Here is a 16,403-nt window from a genome sequence, read left to right on the forward strand (position 1 = left end):
CTCCCCCCTACTTCGTTGCGTTCAGGTTAGGATTACGGTCATACTCTTGGCCGATGGAGCCAGTCTGGCCCTTGGCCTTCAACTCGGCGAGACGAGCATCAAACTCTTCCTGCGTCACAACGTGAACGTTGAACAGCATTTCCGAGTGGTACTCACCGCAAAGTTCGGCGCACTTGCCGTCGTACTCGCCCAGCGCCGTCGGCGTCAGGGTCATGTAGTTCGTCTTGCCGGGGAGCATGTCCTTCTTATCGAGGAATGCCGGAACCCAGAAGGAGTGAATCACTTCGCGTGAGTTCAGCTGAAGCTCAACCGTACGGTTGATGGGCAGGTACAGGGTGGGAAGCGTCGACTTGTCGATCGGCTTGCCGTCCAGTTCAGCCTGGACACCTACGGAATACACGGATTCCTTGATGTCATTGCCCTCCAAGTAGTTGAAGTCAAAAGACCACTGCTTGGCGCGGACGTCAATCGTGACATCCGGGTTGTCAACGCGTGCGTTGATCGATTCCTGCTCAACATTGGTGAAGTGGAAGAACACCAGCACCATGAACAGCGGAATCAACGTGTAAAAAATCTCCAACGGGAGGTTGTAGCTTGTCTGCCGCGGGTAGCCAGTGGCACCCTTGCGACGACGGTAAGCAATGATGCACCAGATAATCAAGGCCCAGGTGATCAGGCCGACAATCAAAACCGTGATCCAGGAGTTGACCCAGAGGTCAATGATTCCTGCTGTGTGATTGGTGATATCAGGCGTAGATGGCAACCAGCCATTCTTACTCTCTGCCGTGCATCCTGACAAAGCTAACGCTCCGGCAATAGACAACCCAGCTATGGGGATGACTTTTGCGCGTCGGCTGCCGGTTCGGTCCTGCGAACTCACAGACGGCCCTTCCTCTTGTTACTACGCTCAGCGGCGGCCTCTGGGACCGCTGGAGCTCAATGGGTTTTACTACTCGATGTAGAGCTTACCGCTATGGCGCGCAAAAAGCGCACCAAACCCTCCGTGCGTCGAATGTCCATCGAGAAACTTCTCCGCGCAGCTCTACATCGAGTAGAAGTCTTGGTTAGTGGAACGAATCGCCGCAGGCGCAAGAGCCGCCGGCGTTCGGGTTGTCGATCGTGAAGCCCTGCTTTGAAATGGTGTCTTCAAAGTCGATGCTTGCACCATCGAGGTACGGCACGCTCATCTTGTCGATGACAACTTCAACGCCGTCGTAGTCACGCACAGCATCGCCGTCGAGCATGCGCTCGTCAAAGTACAGCTGGTAGATGAGGCCCGAGCAGCCACCGGGCTGGACGGCTACGCGCAAGCGCAAGTCCGTGCGGCCTTCTTGCTCCAAGAGGCTGCGGACCTTACCGGCAGCAACATCAGTGATCAGCACACCATGGGTGGGCAGCTCAGCTTCTGCCGAGGCAGGCGTTGAGGTTTCTTCGTGGACATTTGCAGTCATGGCATTTCCTAACGTGGGGGTACTACAACAATGCTACGTCGAGCCCGGCACGGGCGCTAACTAATGACAACAGGCGGATGCGGGGTTGTGTTCCCGCACCTACCCAAGTGCTCCGTTGTTGATGGCAGCAAGGAGCATCGCCTGTGCAACGATGGCCTTCTCAAAATCGCCAAGGTGCAGCGATTCATTGGCGCTGTGCGCTCTGGAATCGGGATCTTCGACGCCCGTGACGAGAATTTGGGCGTCCGGGTAGGTTGCCTTCAAATTGGCAATAAAGGGAATGGATCCGCCCATGCCGGTTTCGACGGCGTCCACGCCCCATGACTCCCCCAAGGCCCAAAGCGCTGCCTGAGCTGCCGGTGCATGCGTATCCGTGGCAAACGGCTGCCCAGCCTCGCCGGCCGTGAAGGTGGCTTGTGCGCCGAAGGGTGCATGGGCGATCACATGCGCCTCAAGGGCGGCCAACGCGGCCGCAGGTTCCTGACCGGGTGCAATGCGAAGGCTGATCTTTGCTCGAGCCGAGGCCAACAATGTGTTTGAACTCATATCGACCGAGGGGATGTCCATACCAATAACGGACAAGGCCGGCTGGGTCCACAGTCGTGAGGTGATGCTGCCCTGCCCGGCAAGCTGCACGCCGTCGAGCACGGCAGCGTCGGCACGGAAGCTGTCCTCGGGGTAATCCACCACAGTTTCCCCACCATGGTGCAGGCCGTCGACGGCGACGGAACCGCGTTCGTCGTGGAAGGTGGCAATGAGACGGGCAAGAAGAGTAGGTGCGTCCAAGATGGGTCCGCCGAACATGCCCGAGTGAACGGCGTGATCGCTCACCCGCACCTCGACAGTGCCGTCGACGAGACCTCGCAGGCTGGTAGTCAACGCAGGAACGCCAACCTTCCAGTTTGCCGAATCGGCCACGATGATGACATCGCCCGCCAAGAGTTCCCGGTGCGTCTGCAAGAAAGTGTCGAAGGTGGGGGAACCGGCTTCCTCTTCACCCTCGATAAAGAAGGTAACGCCAACACCAAAGGTGTCACCAAGGATTTCGGTGATGGCACGGAAAGAGGCGATGTGGGCCATGATGCCGGCCTTGTCGTCCGCTGCGCCGCGTCCGTACAGGCGGCCGTTGCGCTCAACGGCCGTGAATGGCTCGGTGTCCCAGAGTCCATTGTCTCCGGGAGGCTGTACATCGTGGTGGGCATAAAGCACCACCGTAGGCTGGCCTGGTGCCGCGATTTTCCTAGCAACAACGGCAGGCCCGCCCTGGCCGCCGTCGGCATTGGGAACTCGGAGGATCTGGACGTCGTCAAGCCCTGTGGAACGGATCAGCGCCGCTACGGCCTCGGCACTGCGCTCGAGCTGGCTGGCGTCGAAGGCTTCCCATGCGATGCCCGGAATGGCCACGAGGTCAACCAGTTCGCCAACAGTTGCAGCGAAGTTCGCCGCTACGGATTGGCGCAGCTCCGCGGTGGGGAGCTTTGCGGTGATGTTTGTTAGTTCTGCGCCATAAGTTGTGGCGGATGAATCTTGAGGGGTCATGTTTTCCAGACTACCGCCGAAAAAGTGACGGCGGTCAAGGCGCAGGCCCGGCACAGGGTATTCTGTACGGGTGTTTGGACGTAAGAAAGATCAAGCCCCTGACCCGCAGGTAACGCCTGCCTCCGACGAGCAGATTGCCCGGTCCAAGGACCCGCGATCAGCCAAAGGTGTGCCCACACCCTCGCGTAAGGACCAGGAAGAGGCACGCAAGCGCCCCCTGGTTCCGAACGATCGTGCGGCCGCCAAGGTTATCGCTCGTGATGCGCGGCGCGAAGAGCAGGCCCGCATGCGGCGTGCCATGGACACCGGCGAGGAACGTTTCCTGCCGATCCGCGACAAGGGGCCCCAGAAACGCTATGCCCGCGACTTCGTCGACGCTCGGTTCAGTCTGGGTGAGTTCGTCATGTTCGCGGCATTGGCCATTGTTCTGCTGACCGTCGTGATCCCCACCCGTAATGCAGATGGCAGTGCAAACGACTCCCAGCTGATCGTGTTCGGCCTATTCTGGGTCATGGTGGCCTTCGTGGCCATCGACACGTGGCTGATGTCGCGCAAGCTCAAGCGACAGATCACGGCCAAGTTCGGATCTGTTGACCCCGGCGTTGTCTGGTACGGCAGCATGCGGTCCATGCAGTTCCGCCGCCTGCGCCTACCCAAGCCCATGGTCAAGCGCGGAGAATGGCCTTCCTGACCAACACCCTCCCAAATTTCAAACCGTGCCGGTTGCTTCCTTTCGGAAGCGGCCGGCACGGTCGTTTAACCGAACGTTGCCTTGACGTGATCCAGCTCTCATGATGACTAGGGTGGAGGAATGGAATATCGCTACCTCGGCCGGTCCGGCCTGAAAATCACTGAAATCACCTACGGCAATTGGCTCACGCATGGATCGCAGGTGGAGAACGACGTCGCCACCGCCTGTGTTCGTGCCGCCTTGGACGCCGGCATCACCACTTTTGATACGGCTGATGCCTATGCCAACGGCGCGGCCGAGGAGGTCTTGGGTGCCGCCCTCGCCTCAGAGCGCCGCGAATCGCTGGAGGTTTTCACGAAGGTTTACTGGCCTGTGGGCCCCAAGGGGCCGAACGATACCGGCCTGTCGCGCAAGCACATCATGGAGGGCATCAACAACTCCCTGCGCCGCCTCAACATGGATTACGTCGATCTCTACCAAGCACACCGGTACGACTACGAAACACCTCTGGAAGAAACCATCCATGCCTTTGCTGACGTGGTCCGGTCCGGGAAGGCACTCTACATTGGTGTTTCAGAATGGAACGCCCAGCAGCTGCGTGCAGGCCAGGAATTGGCGCGAGAAGCAGGCTTTTCCTTGGTTTCCAATCAGCCGCAGTACTCAGCACTGTGGCGAGTGATCGAGCCCGAGGTCATCCCGGCCTCCATTGACCTTGGCATGTCCCAAGTTGTCTGGTCCCCCATGGCGCAGGGCGTCCTCAGCGGAAAGTACCTTCCGGGTGCGCCGCTTCCGGCTGGATCGCGCGCAACTGACGAGCAAGGCGGCAAGAACACCATTGCGGCCTTCCTCGACGACGATATCTTGAGCAACGTCCAAAAGCTGCGTCCCATCGCCGAGGAACTCGGGCTGAGCATGCCCCAGTTGGCCATCGCCTGGGTATTGCAAAATCCGAACGTGGCCACGGCCCTCGTCGGCGCATCACGGCCCGAGCAGGTTGCCGAAAACGTCAAGGCCTCAGGTGTAAAGATTCCGGCCGAACTCATGGCCGCCATCGACACGGCCCTGGCCTCGAGCATCGTCAACGACCCAGCCAAAACGCAAAGCCCGCCCACGCGAGTGGCGTAGTCACCTACAGCGGCAGGCCCGCCATTTTTCCGGCGACTATCCGACACCACGGCCGCGGGCGGCCTTAGATGTCTCCTTTACGTCGCCTACAAAAAATGCCAGCTCCTGCCCCTGTCTGCACGGGACCTTGGCAGAAGAGGCGACGGAGCCAGCGTTTTTATAGCCCGGCGTAAAGGAGACGGAGGCCGCCCGCGGCCGATCGTCGGATAGCCGGGCGGAAAACGGCGGTCCGGCGCCGGAGCCAGCCACGGGACAGCTATTTGCGCAGGGCGGCCAGTTCCTTGTTAATGCGGGCTGCCCAGAAGGGTCCTTCGTAGAGGAATGCGGTGTAGCCCTGAACCAGGGTGGCCCCGGCGTCGATCCGTTCCTGGACCTCGGCGCCGGTTTCCACGCCGCCCACCGAGATAAGCGTGAGCTTGTCGCCCACGATGCCCTTGAGCTGGCGCAGCACGGCAAGTGAGCGGGCCTTGAGAGGCGCGCCGGAGAGTCCGCCTGCCCCCTTCTCTTCGACCATGGCGGCCGGACTGCTCAAGCCATCACGGCTGATGGTGGTGTTAGTGCAGATAATTCCGTCGAGCTCCAGTTCCAGCGCCAGTGCGGCAACGTCCGCCACGTCCTCGTCGGCTAGGTCGGGGGCGATCTTGACCAGGAGTGGAACATGGTGGCCGGCGGCGCCATCGGCGGCCCCACGAACGCCCGCCAAGAGGGGACGCAGCGTGGCCACGTCCTGGAGGAGACGCAGTCCGGGGGTGTTGGGCGAGCTGACGTTAACAACAAGGTAATCGGCCGACGGAGCAAGCGTGCGGGCGCTGATGAGGTAATCCCCCAGCGCGTCCTCAAGCTCAACGACCTTGGTCTTGCCAATATTTACGCCGACAATGGGACGCACGCCGGAATAGCTCTTGGCCAAGCCGGCCAGCGCCTGCTTGAGGCGGGGCGCAACGGCTGCGGCGCCGTCGTTGTTGAAGCCCATGCGGTTGATCACGGCTCGGTCTTCCACGAGGCGGAACAGCCGCGGCTGAGGGTTCCCGGCCTGCGATTGGCCGGTAATCGTGCCCACTTCAACGTGGCCAAAACCCAGATTGGCGAGGGCGTTGATGCCCTTGCCTTCCTTGTCGAATCCTGCGGCCAGGCCGAACGGAGTGGGAAAGGTGAGGCCGAAAGCTTCAGTTTGCAGCGACGACGGCGGTGCGAACATGCGGCGCAGAACCGCACCGGCTCCCACCGCATGGCTCGCCTTGATCATGGTAAACCCGATCTTGTGGGCCTTTTCGGCGTCCATCCAAGCAAAACAGACACGGAAAAATGTGGGATATATGCGCATACCTCTAGTTTTCCGGTTCCGCGCCACATCTGCAAAACGCCAACTGTGATTTGCCGACATACTCGAGTGCGAAAAGCGGGTTAGCATGACCACATGGAAACCAATGATGGTGAAATGTGGCAGCACGCGGACGTTGTGGTGGTCGGAGCTGGTCTCTCCGGGCTGGTTAGTGCAGCGGAGGCCTACAACGCTGGCCGGACGGTACTCATCCTTGATCAGGAGCCGGAGGCGTCTCTTGGTGGCCAGGCACACTGGTCCTTTGGCGGCCTCTTCCTTGTTGATTCTCCCGAGCAACGCCGCCTCGGAGTGAAGGACTCGGCCGAGTTGGCGCTCAGTGACTGGATGGGTTCGGCCGCCTTCGACCGCCCCGAGGACGAATGGCCGCGCCGCTGGGCCGAGGCTTATGTTGACTTTGCCGCTGGCGAGAAACGTGCCTGGCTCCACGCCCTTGGCGTCCGCTTCTTCCCCTTGGTGCAGTGGGCCGAGCGCGGCGGCTACGACGCTCAAGGCCACGGCAACTCAGTCCCCCGCTTCCACGTTGTTTGGGGCACCGGCCCCGGAATCCTTGCCCCGTTCATTGCAAAGCTTCAAGAAGGCGTCGAGGCCGGCAAGGTCCAGTACGCGTTTCGGCACCGTGCCACAGAATTAATGTTCGACGCCGGTTCGGTCACGGGGGTGCGGGGACAGCGTTTGGCGCCATCCGCCGTCGAACGCGGGGTCGAAAGCAGCCGGGAGGTAGTGGGCGACTTCAGCGTAAGCGCGGGCGCTGTCATTGTGACGACGGGTGGGATTGGCGGCAACCATCCCATGGTCCGAGAGCAGTGGCCAGGCGGAACCGGCCCAGAGTACATGCTCACGGGTGTACCAGCATCCGTGGACGGCCACTTCCAGCAGGCGGTGGCCAGTGCCGGCGGCGCCTTGATCAATACGGACCGCATGTGGCACTACCCCGAGGGCATCCACAACCCAGATCCGGTCTGGCCCAATCACGGCATCCGCATTCTTTCCGGCCCCTCCCCCCTCTGGTTGGATGCCACCGGGCACAGGCTGCCGGTACCCCTTTTTCCTGGCTTTGATTCTCTCGGCACACTCCGGCATCTGGAAACCACCGGACACGATCACTCCTGGTTTGTGCTGAACAAGACCATTATCAGCAAGGAATTTGCCCTGTCCGGCTCCGAACAGAATCCCGATCTCACGGGCAAGGACGTGAAGCTCCTTGCCAAGCGTGCACTCCCGGGTGCCACGGGTCCCGTGCAAAAGTTTCTTGACGCCGGCATCGATTTTGTCCAAGCCGCCACCGCGGAGGAACTTGCCGTGAAGATGAACGCACTGGTTGGCACCGAGCTGATCGATCCCACGGGCCTGCATGAGACCCTCGCGGCCCGTGACCGGCAGGTGGATAGCGGATTGGGAAAAGACTCCCAACTCAATGCCATCCGTGAGGCCCGCCGCTTCGCAACGGACAAGTTAATGCGTGTGGTCCCTCCACACCCCATGTTGGCCGCCGAACATGGCCCGCTTATTGCCGTACGTCTGACAACACTCACGCGGAAAAGTCTGGGTGGGCTGACCACGGATTTGTCGGCTCGGGTCCTTGGCGCCGATGGCGCTCCGATCCCAGGACTGTATGCGGCAGGCGAGGCCGCCGGATTTGGCGGTGGCGGCATGCACGGATACCGGTCACTTGAAGGAACCTTCCTTGGCGGCTGCCTGTTTTCCGGCCGCACGGCTGGGCGCCATGCGGGCGGAGCCACTAGCTCATGAGCCCCAAGCGGACCCAGCCACCTCACGCCGTCGAATGGGTACCTGACATCCTGGGCCCCGACTACCAAGCGACAAGGCTGGTCCTCCCTCCGTTCGGAGGCGCACGTGCTGGCGGTCGCCTCGGCGGTAATGTCCCCGGAGGCGTTGTCCCCGGCGGCACCGTCCCCGGCATCGCCGATGTCCCTGCCGACGCCGCCTATCAGGCCACGTTGGTCAGGCACCGGCCCGCCGATTATGGCACAGGCGTGCCACTTACGCGCCAACCCGTACTGTATATCCATGGCTGGAGTGACTACTTCTACAACACCGGGCTGGCCGAGTTTTTCACGAGCCGGGGCCACCCGTTTTACGCCGTGGACCTGCATAACCACGGCCGCAGCCTTGGTTCACCGGAACTGGGCGGGTACGTGGCCGATCTGTCAGACTACGATGCCGAAATCATGGCCGCCCACACAGTCATCGCCCAGGAGTCAGGCGGCGCCGGGTCGGCAGGCGCGGATCACCCCGTCATCTTAATGGGTCATTCAACCGGCGGGCTGACGGCCACGTTATGGGCACACCACCATCCCGGGTTGGTTAGCCACCTAGTCCTCAACAGTCCCTGGCTGGAGATCCAGGGAGGACCGGCCATTCGACGTGCGGCCACTCCCCTCGTGCAGCTTGCTGAGCTGCGTCCCCTGATGCGCATGCGAGTGCCGGAACGTTCCTTCTATTGGCGCGGCATCAGCTCTGACGCGTACGGCGAATGGCCCGTGGATAAGAAGCTACGCCCGCCACGTGCCTTTCCCGTGCGGGCAGGTTGGATGAGGGCCATCCTGGCTGCCCAGCAGGAAGTCGCGGCAGGGCTCAGGCTACCGATGCCCATACTCGTCATGCTCTCGTCAAAGAGCATGCTGGGACCTGTATGGAGCGATGCAATGCTGCGTGCGGATGTGGTTCTTGACGTGCGCTCACTGGCGCTGCGCACCTTGTCCCTGGGCAACAGCGTGACCCTTGAACGTATTGATGACGCCCTGCACGAGGTCTTCCTCTCCAGCGCCCCGGTCCGCACGCATGCCTACGAGCGGCTGGAGCGTTGGCTCCGCGGGTATGCGGATTAGTTAGGCCTGCGCAGCCGCATCCACGGCCCCGCCATAGCGGCGGTCACGGCGGGCATAATCGTCCACGGCCGCCCATAATGTCCTGCGGTCAACGTCAGGCCACAGCGTGTCCATGAAAACGAACTCCGCATAAGCCGATTGCCAGAGCAGAAAATTGGAGAGCCGCTGTTCGCCGCTTGACCGCAGGAACAAGTCAACATCCGGCATATCCGGAATGTACATGTACTTCTGAACGGTCTTCTCGTTGACGGATTTCGGATTGAGCCGCCCAGCAGCAACATCGGCGGCCAACTCGGCAACGGCGTCGGCAATTTCTGCCCTGCCCCCGTAATTAACACACATGGTTAAAGTGATGACGTCGTTGTCTTTCGTGTGCTCCTGTGCCGCCTCAAGTTCCTTGATAACGGAGCCCCAAAGCTTGGGCCGCCGGCCCGCCCAGCGGATCCGAACACCCCAGGCATCGAGCTGATCGCGCTGACGTCTTAATACATCCTTGTTAAAACCCATCAGGAAGCGAACTTCTTCAGGAGACCGCTTCCAGTTCTCTGTTGAAAACGCATAGACACTGACGTGCTTGATGCCCATCTCTATGGCACCTGCCATGACATCCAACAACGCTGGCTCGCCTGCCTTGTGACCCTCTACGCGTGGCAACCCTCTCTGATTGGCCCACCGGCCATTGCCATCCATGACGATTGCGACGTGGTGTGGAATGAGCTCGGCCGGAATGGCTGGCATGACCGCCCCGCCCGCATGTGACCACGGTGCCACCACGGGCGGTTTTGACTTATTCCGAGTGCTGCTGTTCCTGCCACGCCGCTTCACGCTACTGCTCTGTAACACCATTTTCCTACACACGCTCCACAAGTTTCAGGGAACGCACTGTGCGTTCCAAATGCCATTGCACGTATCCTGCCACCAGACCGGCGGCCTCACGTCGGTGAATATTCATCGAGGCATCAGCCCCCGCCCAATCGCCACTCAGGAGGTTGCCCAACAGGCTCATGGTTTCACGGGCAGGTGCCGCAGAACCCGGCGGCCTGCAGTCATGGCAGACGGCACCACCCAGTGACGCGTTGAACGCGCTGTGCGGGCCCGGCTCGCCACAGCGGGCACAGTCCGAAAAACTGGGAGCCCACCCTGCAATCGAGACTGCCCGCAGCAGGTACGAATCAAGGATCAACTCAGCAGCGTGTGCGCCTCGACTCAGGGAGGCCAGCGCACCCACAAGAAGAAGATAGTGCGCTGTCGACGTTTCCCCGTCAACATCTGTGAGCCGTTCGGCCGTTTCCGTCATGGCGGCGGCCACCACATAGCGATCGTAATTGGCCGCGATGGCATCCCCGTAGCTGGCCCTGGCCACGGCCTGGGTCACGATGTCAAGGGATCGGCCCTTGACCAATTGCAGATCTGCCACCATAAAGGGTTCCAGCCGGGCACCAAACTTGCTGCTAGTGCGCCTCACGCCCTTGGCCACGGCACGGAGCTGGCCGTGCCGGTGGGTGAGCAAGGTGATGATCCGATCCGCCTCACCCAACTTGTGGGTACGCAGCACCACGGCGTCATCACGGTAGGTGCGAGCGGCAAAGGATTGATTGGACACTCCTCTATTCTCCCACCTTTAGGCTCCTGCGCAGGCGGAGGACGCACCGTGGGCCTTAAACGCCTTCGCCGTGGCAGCCAGCTCACACTGGTTGCCACGGCGAAGAAGGGAGGAACAAGAGGGCTTAGTTTGCCTGAATATCCCGAATAGCGCGGTTGACGGCCGAGATGACAGCCTTCAACGACGACGTAGCGGTGTTGGCGTCAATACCCACGCCCCACAGCACGCGTTCACCCACGGCACACTCGACGAACGCTGCGGCACGGGCGTCGCCACCCTCGGACAGGGCATGTTCGGTGTAGTCAAGGACGCGAACGTCCATGCCGTCTTCGGACAGGATGGCCAGCAGCGCTGCGATGGGACCGTTGCCGGTTCCCGTACGACTCTGGACGACGCCGTCGATCGTCAACTTGGCGGTCAGGGTCACCTCGCCATCGTCGTCGGCGGAGGTTGTGAACGGGCCGATGCGGTAATGGCCCCACTGCTCGTCAGTACTCTCGCCGGGCAGGTACTCATCCTTGAAGATGGTCCACAGCTCCGCGGCACTGACCTCGCCACCGACGGTATCTGTCTGCTTCTGAATGACGCCGGAGAACTCGATCTGCGCACGGCGCGGCAGGTCAAGGTTGTGCTCGTTCTTGAGCAGGTAGGCCACCCCGCCCTTGCCGGACTGGGAATTGACACGAATGACGGCTTCGTAGCTGCGTCCCAGATCCTTCGGGTCAACAGGCAGGTACGGCACGGCCCAGGTGTGCTGGTCAACGTCAACGCCAGCAGCCAACGCGTCAGCGGCCATGGCATCGAAACCCTTCTTGATGGCGTCCTGGTGGGAGCCGGAGAAGGCGGTGAACACCAGATCGCCGCCGTAGGGGGAACGTTCCGGAACGGGAAGCTGGTTGCAGTACTCAACCGTGCGGCGAATCTCATCAATGTCAGAGAAGTCCAGCATGGGGTCCACGCCCTGAGTGAACATGTTCAGACCCAACGTCACCAGGTCAACGTTGCCTGTACGTTCGCCGTTGCCAAACAGGCAGCCTTCAATGCGATCAGCGCCAGCCAGGTAGCCCAGCTCAGCGGCGGCAACACCGGTGCCGCGGTCATTGTGCGGGTGCAGGGAGAGAATGATGCCTTCACGCGGGTGCAGGTTTCGGCTCATCCACTCGATGGAATCGGCGTAAACGTTAGCGCTGGCCATTTCGACCGTGGCCGGCAGGTTCATGATGACCTGGTTGTCTGCAGACGCCTCAAAAATGTCGGCGATCGCGTTGCATACGCGCAGCGCATACTCCGGTTCCGTACCCGTGAAGGACTCGGGAGAGTACTCGTAGGTGATCTGCGTATCGACCAAGGTCTCTTCGTACTTCTTGCAGAGGCGGGCCCCTTGCAAGGCAATATCCAAAATGCCGTCTTCATCCTGGTTGAACACGACGCGACGCTGCAGCACCGACGTGGAGTTGTACAGGTGAACGATGGCTTGTTTTGCACCGACCAGGGACTCGTAAGTCCGCTCGATCAAGTGCTCGCGGGCCTGGGTCAGGACCTGGATCGTGACATCCTCGGGGATATGTCCGCTCTCAATCAGCTGGCGCACAAAGTCAAAATCTGTTTGGGAGGCGGAGGGGAAACCAACCTCAATTTCCTTGAAGCCCATCTTCACCAGCAGCTGGAACATCTTCAGCTTGCGTCCGGGGCTCATGGGATCGATCAGGGCCTGGTTTCCATCACGCAGATCCACGGCGCACCAGCGCGGGGCTTTCGTGATGACCTTGTCAGGCCAGGTACGGTCAGGCAAACTTACCGAAATCTGATCCTGAAACGGGATGTACCGGTGTACGGGCATTCCAGAGGGTTTTTGCGCATTTCGCATTGGAGGTGACCTTCAATCTTGTTCAACGAGTGGGCCGGCCGGGCAACACAAACACCGCAGCGAGGGTGGCCATCATCCGCGTTGATCAATTCAACGGGTTCGAGGCCTCGCCGCGGCAGCTAAGAAGAAGCATTCCAGTGCGCACTTTTTTAGATTAGCACGGCACGTAGGATGATAGTGAACCAACTCACCTAACGAAGGGGTACCGATCCACTTGCGACATTCCGGCATCAATCTCACCAACATTGACCAGAGCGTACGGCCCCAGGATGACCTGTTCAACCATGTCAATGGCGCTTGGCTGGAGGCGGAGGTGATTCCCGAGGACCGTGCACTCACCGGTTCCTTCATCACCCTGCGCGACGACTCCGAGTCTGCGGTCAAGGCCATCATTGAACACGCGGGAACCGAGCACGCCAATCCTGACGCCGCCAATCCAGAACTTTCCGCGAAGATCGGCGCCCTGTACGCAGACTTCATGGATGAAGAGGCCATCGAGGCCGCCGGGGCAACACCGTTGACCGAGAAACTGGCGGCGATCGACGCCGCCGACTCGATCGAGTCCTTGGTTCGCCTCATGGGCGATCTGGACCGCACGGGTGGCAGCACCTTGTTTGGTGCCTATGTCAATAACGACGCCGGAAATCCGGACCGCGCGCTCCTGCATCTCTTCCAGGCCGGTCTTGGGCTCCCGGATGAGTCCTATTACCGGGAGGAAAAGTTCGACTCCATCCGTACCGCCTATGTGGCCCATGTACAGAAAATGTTGGAATTGGCCGGCGTTGCCGACGCCGCGGCCAAGGCGCCACGAATCATGGCGTTGGAAGGCGAAATTGCCGCAACCCATCTGGACAAGGTCTCCCTGCGTGACCCCCAGAAAACCTACAATCTGATGAACCGGGGCGAGGTTTTGCTGCTACTTCCGGAATTGGAAATATGGCTGGATGCGCTAGGCGTCTCGGCCGAGCAAAGCTCCGAAATGGTTGTTGCCACGCCCGAATTCTTCACGGGGCAACGGGCACTGCTCACTCAGGACCGTTGCGCCGATTGGCAGGCGTGGCTAGCAATGCGCACCATCTCAAGCTTGGCGTCCTATCTGTCCAAGGACTTTGTCGACGCGAACTTTGCCTTCTACGGCACAACGCTCAGTGGCACGCCCGTCATCCGGGAACGCTGGAAGCGTGGCGTTGGATTGGTCGAGGGCGTTTTGGGCGAGGCAGTGGGGCAGCTTTACGTAGCCGAGCACTTCCCCGAAACCCATAAGATCCATATGGAAAAGCTCGTAGCCAACCTCATTGAGGCCTACCGCATCAGTATTGTGGAATTGGGGTGGATGAGCGAGGAAACCAAGATCCGTGCGCTGGAAAAGCTTGCCGCTTTTACGCCAAAGATCGGTTATCCGGCTAAGTGGCGCGACTACTCCACCTTGGAACTTGTTGCTGGGGATCTGTTGGGCAACATGGAGCGGAGCAATGCTTTTGAACTGGCCCGGCAACTGGCCAAGATTGGCGCACCCATTGATCGCGAGGAGTGGTTCATGACCCCGCAGACCGTCAATGCCTATTACAACCCCACCATGAATGAAGTGGTTTTCCCCGCAGCCATCCTGCAGCCCCCGTTCTTTGATGCCGACGCCGACGACGCGGCCAACTACGGCGGTATTGGTGCCGTGATTGGGCATGAAATTGGCCACGGTTTCGATGACCAAGGCTCACAATTTGATGGCAGCGGCGCCCTGCGGAACTGGTGGACCGACGAGGACCGTGAGGCATTCGTGAAGCTCACCGCCAAGTTGGTGGATCAGTACAACGTACTGTCCCCCACCGCCGCACCTGATGAGTTTGTCAACGGGGAACTGACCCTCGGAGAAAACATCGGTGACCTTGGCGGGCTGGCCATCGGATTCAAGGCCTACCAGCTCAGCCTCACTGACGGGGAATCCCCGGTCATTGACGGACTCACCGGCGCACAACGCTTCTTCTTCTCCTGGGCCGAATGCTGGCGTGCGAAGATCCGTCCAGAGGAAGCCATCCGGCGCTTGACCATTGACCCGCACTCCCCCTCGGAGCTTCGATGCAACGCCGTGGCCAGCAACCTCGACGTCTTCCATACCGCCTTCGCCACGGCGGCCGGGGACAAGATGTGGCGGGATCCTGCCGAGCGCGTGAGCATCTGGTAGCCACGCCTTAAAGTAATGGCGGGAGCAGGGACGGGGGAAGCCCCGCACCTGCTCCCGCCATTACTTTAAGAAGGAGCTATTCCACGAAGGGCGTTGGGAAGTACTTGAGCGGGTTCACCGTGAGGCATCCACCGCTGTCATCCGCGGTGCTGGCAACGATGTCCGGCGGCACCACCACTGCGCCAAACGCTGTACCTGAAACCCAGTCGGTGCCAACTACAAGGCTCACACCGGTGATCGTGGGATCTGACTTCACCGCACTCGCTGGGAGATTGAACACGGCGGCAACATCAGCCGCAACATCAGCCATGTCCGCACCGTAGAGTACCTGGGTTTCGTTCACGGCCGGCACATCCCCCGCCTGCCACGCACCGGTAAATCCGGCCGTTGACAGCGCCTGCAGCAATTCGATGGAGCGACCCACAACAGCTGAGGCATTGGCGACGCTGACCGACTGGATTGCCTTGTCATAGACCGGCGCCTCGGTGGTGGGGACCACTGGAGCGGCGTCCGACGGCGTGCCGCTGGCGGCCGTGCTGGCGCTGTCCGTTGGAGCGGCCGTGGAAGTTCCCGTCAATGCCGTTCCCTCGCGCAACGCAGCAAAGTACTGGCCAGCCTCGGGCTCCTTCAGCTGAACACGGGCGTTGTCCGCCACATACTCTTCGTAGGGCACAGTGACAAAAGCAACGTTGGCCAAGTCAATCTTCGCCAAGCGGTTGGCGATGGTGACCATGGATGGAATATTGGCCAGGCCCTCATCAATGGTCAAGTTCTTCGTGACCACATCCGCCAGGTTGTACAGCCTGGGCAGGTTGGTTAGCGTTCCTTCGCTCTTGACCTTGCGAACCATGGAGCCAAGGAAGTACTGCTGTGCCTTGATGCGGGCAAGGTCGCTGGCATCGCCAAAGGCATGGCGGGTGCGTACGAAAGCCAGTGCCTGTTCGCCCTGGACCAGGCTCTTGCCAGCATCTAACTTGAGGCCGGATCCGTCGGTGTCGTACAAGGCATGGTCAACACAGACCTCAACGCCGCCTAGGGCGTTGGAGAGCTCCTTGACTGCGGTGAAGTCGGCCAACATGAAGTGATCGATGGTCAAGCCGGTCAGGTCGTTGATGGCGGCTACCGTGCAACCGGGCCCTACTTGCAGAGCCGTATTGAGCTGTCCCGCAGGAGACCCCGCAACGGTGTCTCCGCCGTCGGCCGGCTTACAGTCCGGAATGGGAACCATCAAATCGCGCGGAAAGCTCGTCACCGAAACGTGGCTGTTGTCCGCCGAAATATCCATCAGTAGCATGACATCGGAATTGCCTTCGCCGGTGGAGTCTTCTTCCGTTCCGTATGCGCTGTTAGCACCATCCCGTGTGTCGGTGCCCAAGATGAGAACCTGCAAGGATCCGGTGTCCTCAATCTGGGACTGCCCGGAAGATTTGTTCCCTACACCCGCATTCAAGGGGGATGTTGTGACATTGTTCTGCAGCTTGAAGACCAATAGTCCCGCGGCGCCTACGCCGAGAACAAGCACCGCTGCAAGACTGAGCGCGGTGATGCGCAACCATAGGGGAGCCTTGGCCCGGGGCCGAAAGTGCCGACCTACAGGCTCGTTGTCACTGTGCGCGCCACCGCGTGGGGTATTGGCAGCTTCAACTGCCCCCTTTTCAGCACGGCGTCGCCCCATGTTCCAACCTTTCACTGCGAATATTAACTCTCAAGAGTTTAGTCGTGAAGGCTGGGAACAACCCCCAAGCCACACGGCAACT

General features: G+C 60.7%; 13 protein-coding genes. 5 read left to right on the top strand and 8 right to left on the bottom strand.

Going from position 1 to position 16,403, the window contains the following annotated elements:
- Positions 1-7: 7 nt before the first annotated feature.
- The 3 genes from coxB to ACP7B9_RS05640 all read right to left on the bottom strand — a co-directional run bounded on the left by coxB (position 8) and on the right by ACP7B9_RS05640 (position 2,990).
- Positions 8-880 (bottom strand): cytochrome c oxidase subunit II, encoded by an 873-nt coding sequence (gene coxB / locus ACP7B9_RS05630; protein ID WP_425861524.1) that lies wholly within the window; start codon positions 878-880, stop codon positions 8-10.
- 184 nt (positions 881-1,064) lie between these two features.
- Positions 1,065-1,451, bottom strand: a complete 387-nt coding sequence (locus ACP7B9_RS05635) for a HesB/IscA family protein (RefSeq protein WP_425861525.1) — start codon at positions 1,449-1,451, stop codon at positions 1,065-1,067.
- 99 nt (positions 1,452-1,550) lie between these two features.
- Entirely contained in the window at positions 1,551-2,990 is a 1,440-nt protein-coding gene (locus ACP7B9_RS05640) for a dipeptidase (protein ID WP_425861526.1), read from the bottom strand.
- Positions 2,991-3,060: 70 nt separating this feature from the next.
- Here ACP7B9_RS05640 and ACP7B9_RS05645 point away from each other — a divergent pair, with 70 nt between their 5' ends.
- Both ACP7B9_RS05645 and ACP7B9_RS05650 read left to right on the top strand, forming a co-directional pair.
- Positions 3,061-3,681, top strand: coding sequence for a DUF3043 domain-containing protein (locus tag ACP7B9_RS05645; protein ID WP_425861527.1), 621 nt, complete (start codon positions 3,061-3,063; stop codon positions 3,679-3,681).
- Positions 3,682-3,801: 120 nt separating this feature from the next.
- Positions 3,802-4,806: an aldo/keto reductase family protein gene (locus ACP7B9_RS05650; protein ID WP_425861529.1), complete on the top strand. Its 1,005-nt coding sequence runs from the start codon at positions 3,802-3,804 to the stop codon at positions 4,804-4,806.
- A 256-nt stretch (positions 4,807-5,062) separates the two neighbouring features.
- Here ACP7B9_RS05650 and ACP7B9_RS05655 read toward each other — a convergent pair whose 3' ends face one another.
- Positions 5,063-6,130: a quinone-dependent dihydroorotate dehydrogenase gene (locus tag ACP7B9_RS05655; protein ID WP_425861531.1), complete on the bottom strand. Its 1,068-nt coding sequence runs from the start codon at positions 6,128-6,130 to the stop codon at positions 5,063-5,065.
- A gap of 93 nt (positions 6,131-6,223) precedes the next feature.
- Between ACP7B9_RS05655 and ACP7B9_RS05660 the strand changes: the two genes are divergently transcribed.
- Together ACP7B9_RS05660 and ACP7B9_RS05665 are read left to right on the top strand one after the other, a co-directional pair.
- A complete protein-coding gene (locus ACP7B9_RS05660) occupies positions 6,224-7,897 on the top strand; it encodes an FAD-binding dehydrogenase (protein ID WP_425861533.1) in 1,674 nt (557 codons plus the stop codon).
- Positions 7,894-8,997, top strand: a complete 1,104-nt coding sequence (locus ACP7B9_RS05665; protein ID WP_425861535.1) for an alpha/beta hydrolase — start codon at positions 7,894-7,896, stop codon at positions 8,995-8,997. Before ACP7B9_RS05660 ends, ACP7B9_RS05665 begins: the two co-directional genes overlap by 4 nt.
- Here ACP7B9_RS05665 and ACP7B9_RS05670 read toward each other — a convergent pair whose 3' ends face one another.
- The 3 genes from ACP7B9_RS05670 to leuA form a co-directional block, all read right to left on the bottom strand.
- Positions 8,998-9,735, bottom strand: coding sequence for an isoprenyl transferase (locus ACP7B9_RS05670; RefSeq protein ID WP_425861537.1), 738 nt, complete (start codon positions 9,733-9,735; stop codon positions 8,998-9,000).
- Between the two features lie 112 nt (positions 9,736-9,847).
- Positions 9,848-10,600, bottom strand: coding sequence for a DNA repair protein RecO (gene recO, locus ACP7B9_RS05675; protein WP_425861539.1), 753 nt, complete (start codon positions 10,598-10,600; stop codon positions 9,848-9,850).
- A gap of 124 nt (positions 10,601-10,724) precedes the next feature.
- A complete protein-coding gene (gene leuA / locus ACP7B9_RS05680; protein ID WP_425861541.1) occupies positions 10,725-12,467 on the bottom strand; it encodes a 2-isopropylmalate synthase in 1,743 nt (580 codons plus the stop codon).
- 214 nt (positions 12,468-12,681) lie between these two features.
- On the opposite strand from leuA, the gene ACP7B9_RS05685 reads away from it, so the two are divergent.
- Entirely contained in the window at positions 12,682-14,646 is a 1,965-nt protein-coding gene (locus ACP7B9_RS05685) for a M13 family metallopeptidase (protein ID WP_425861542.1), read from the top strand.
- A gap of 76 nt (positions 14,647-14,722) precedes the next feature.
- Here ACP7B9_RS05685 and ACP7B9_RS05690 read toward each other — a convergent pair whose 3' ends face one another.
- Complete coding sequence (locus tag ACP7B9_RS05690; RefSeq protein ID WP_425861544.1) at positions 14,723-16,321, bottom strand: LCP family protein; 1,599 nt, start codon at positions 16,319-16,321, stop codon at positions 14,723-14,725.
- Positions 16,322-16,403 lie beyond the last annotated feature (82 nt).

The organism is Arthrobacter sp. TWP1-1 (genome assembly GCF_049897845.1).
Classification (GTDB): Bacteria; Actinomycetota; Actinomycetes; order Actinomycetales; family Micrococcaceae; genus Specibacter.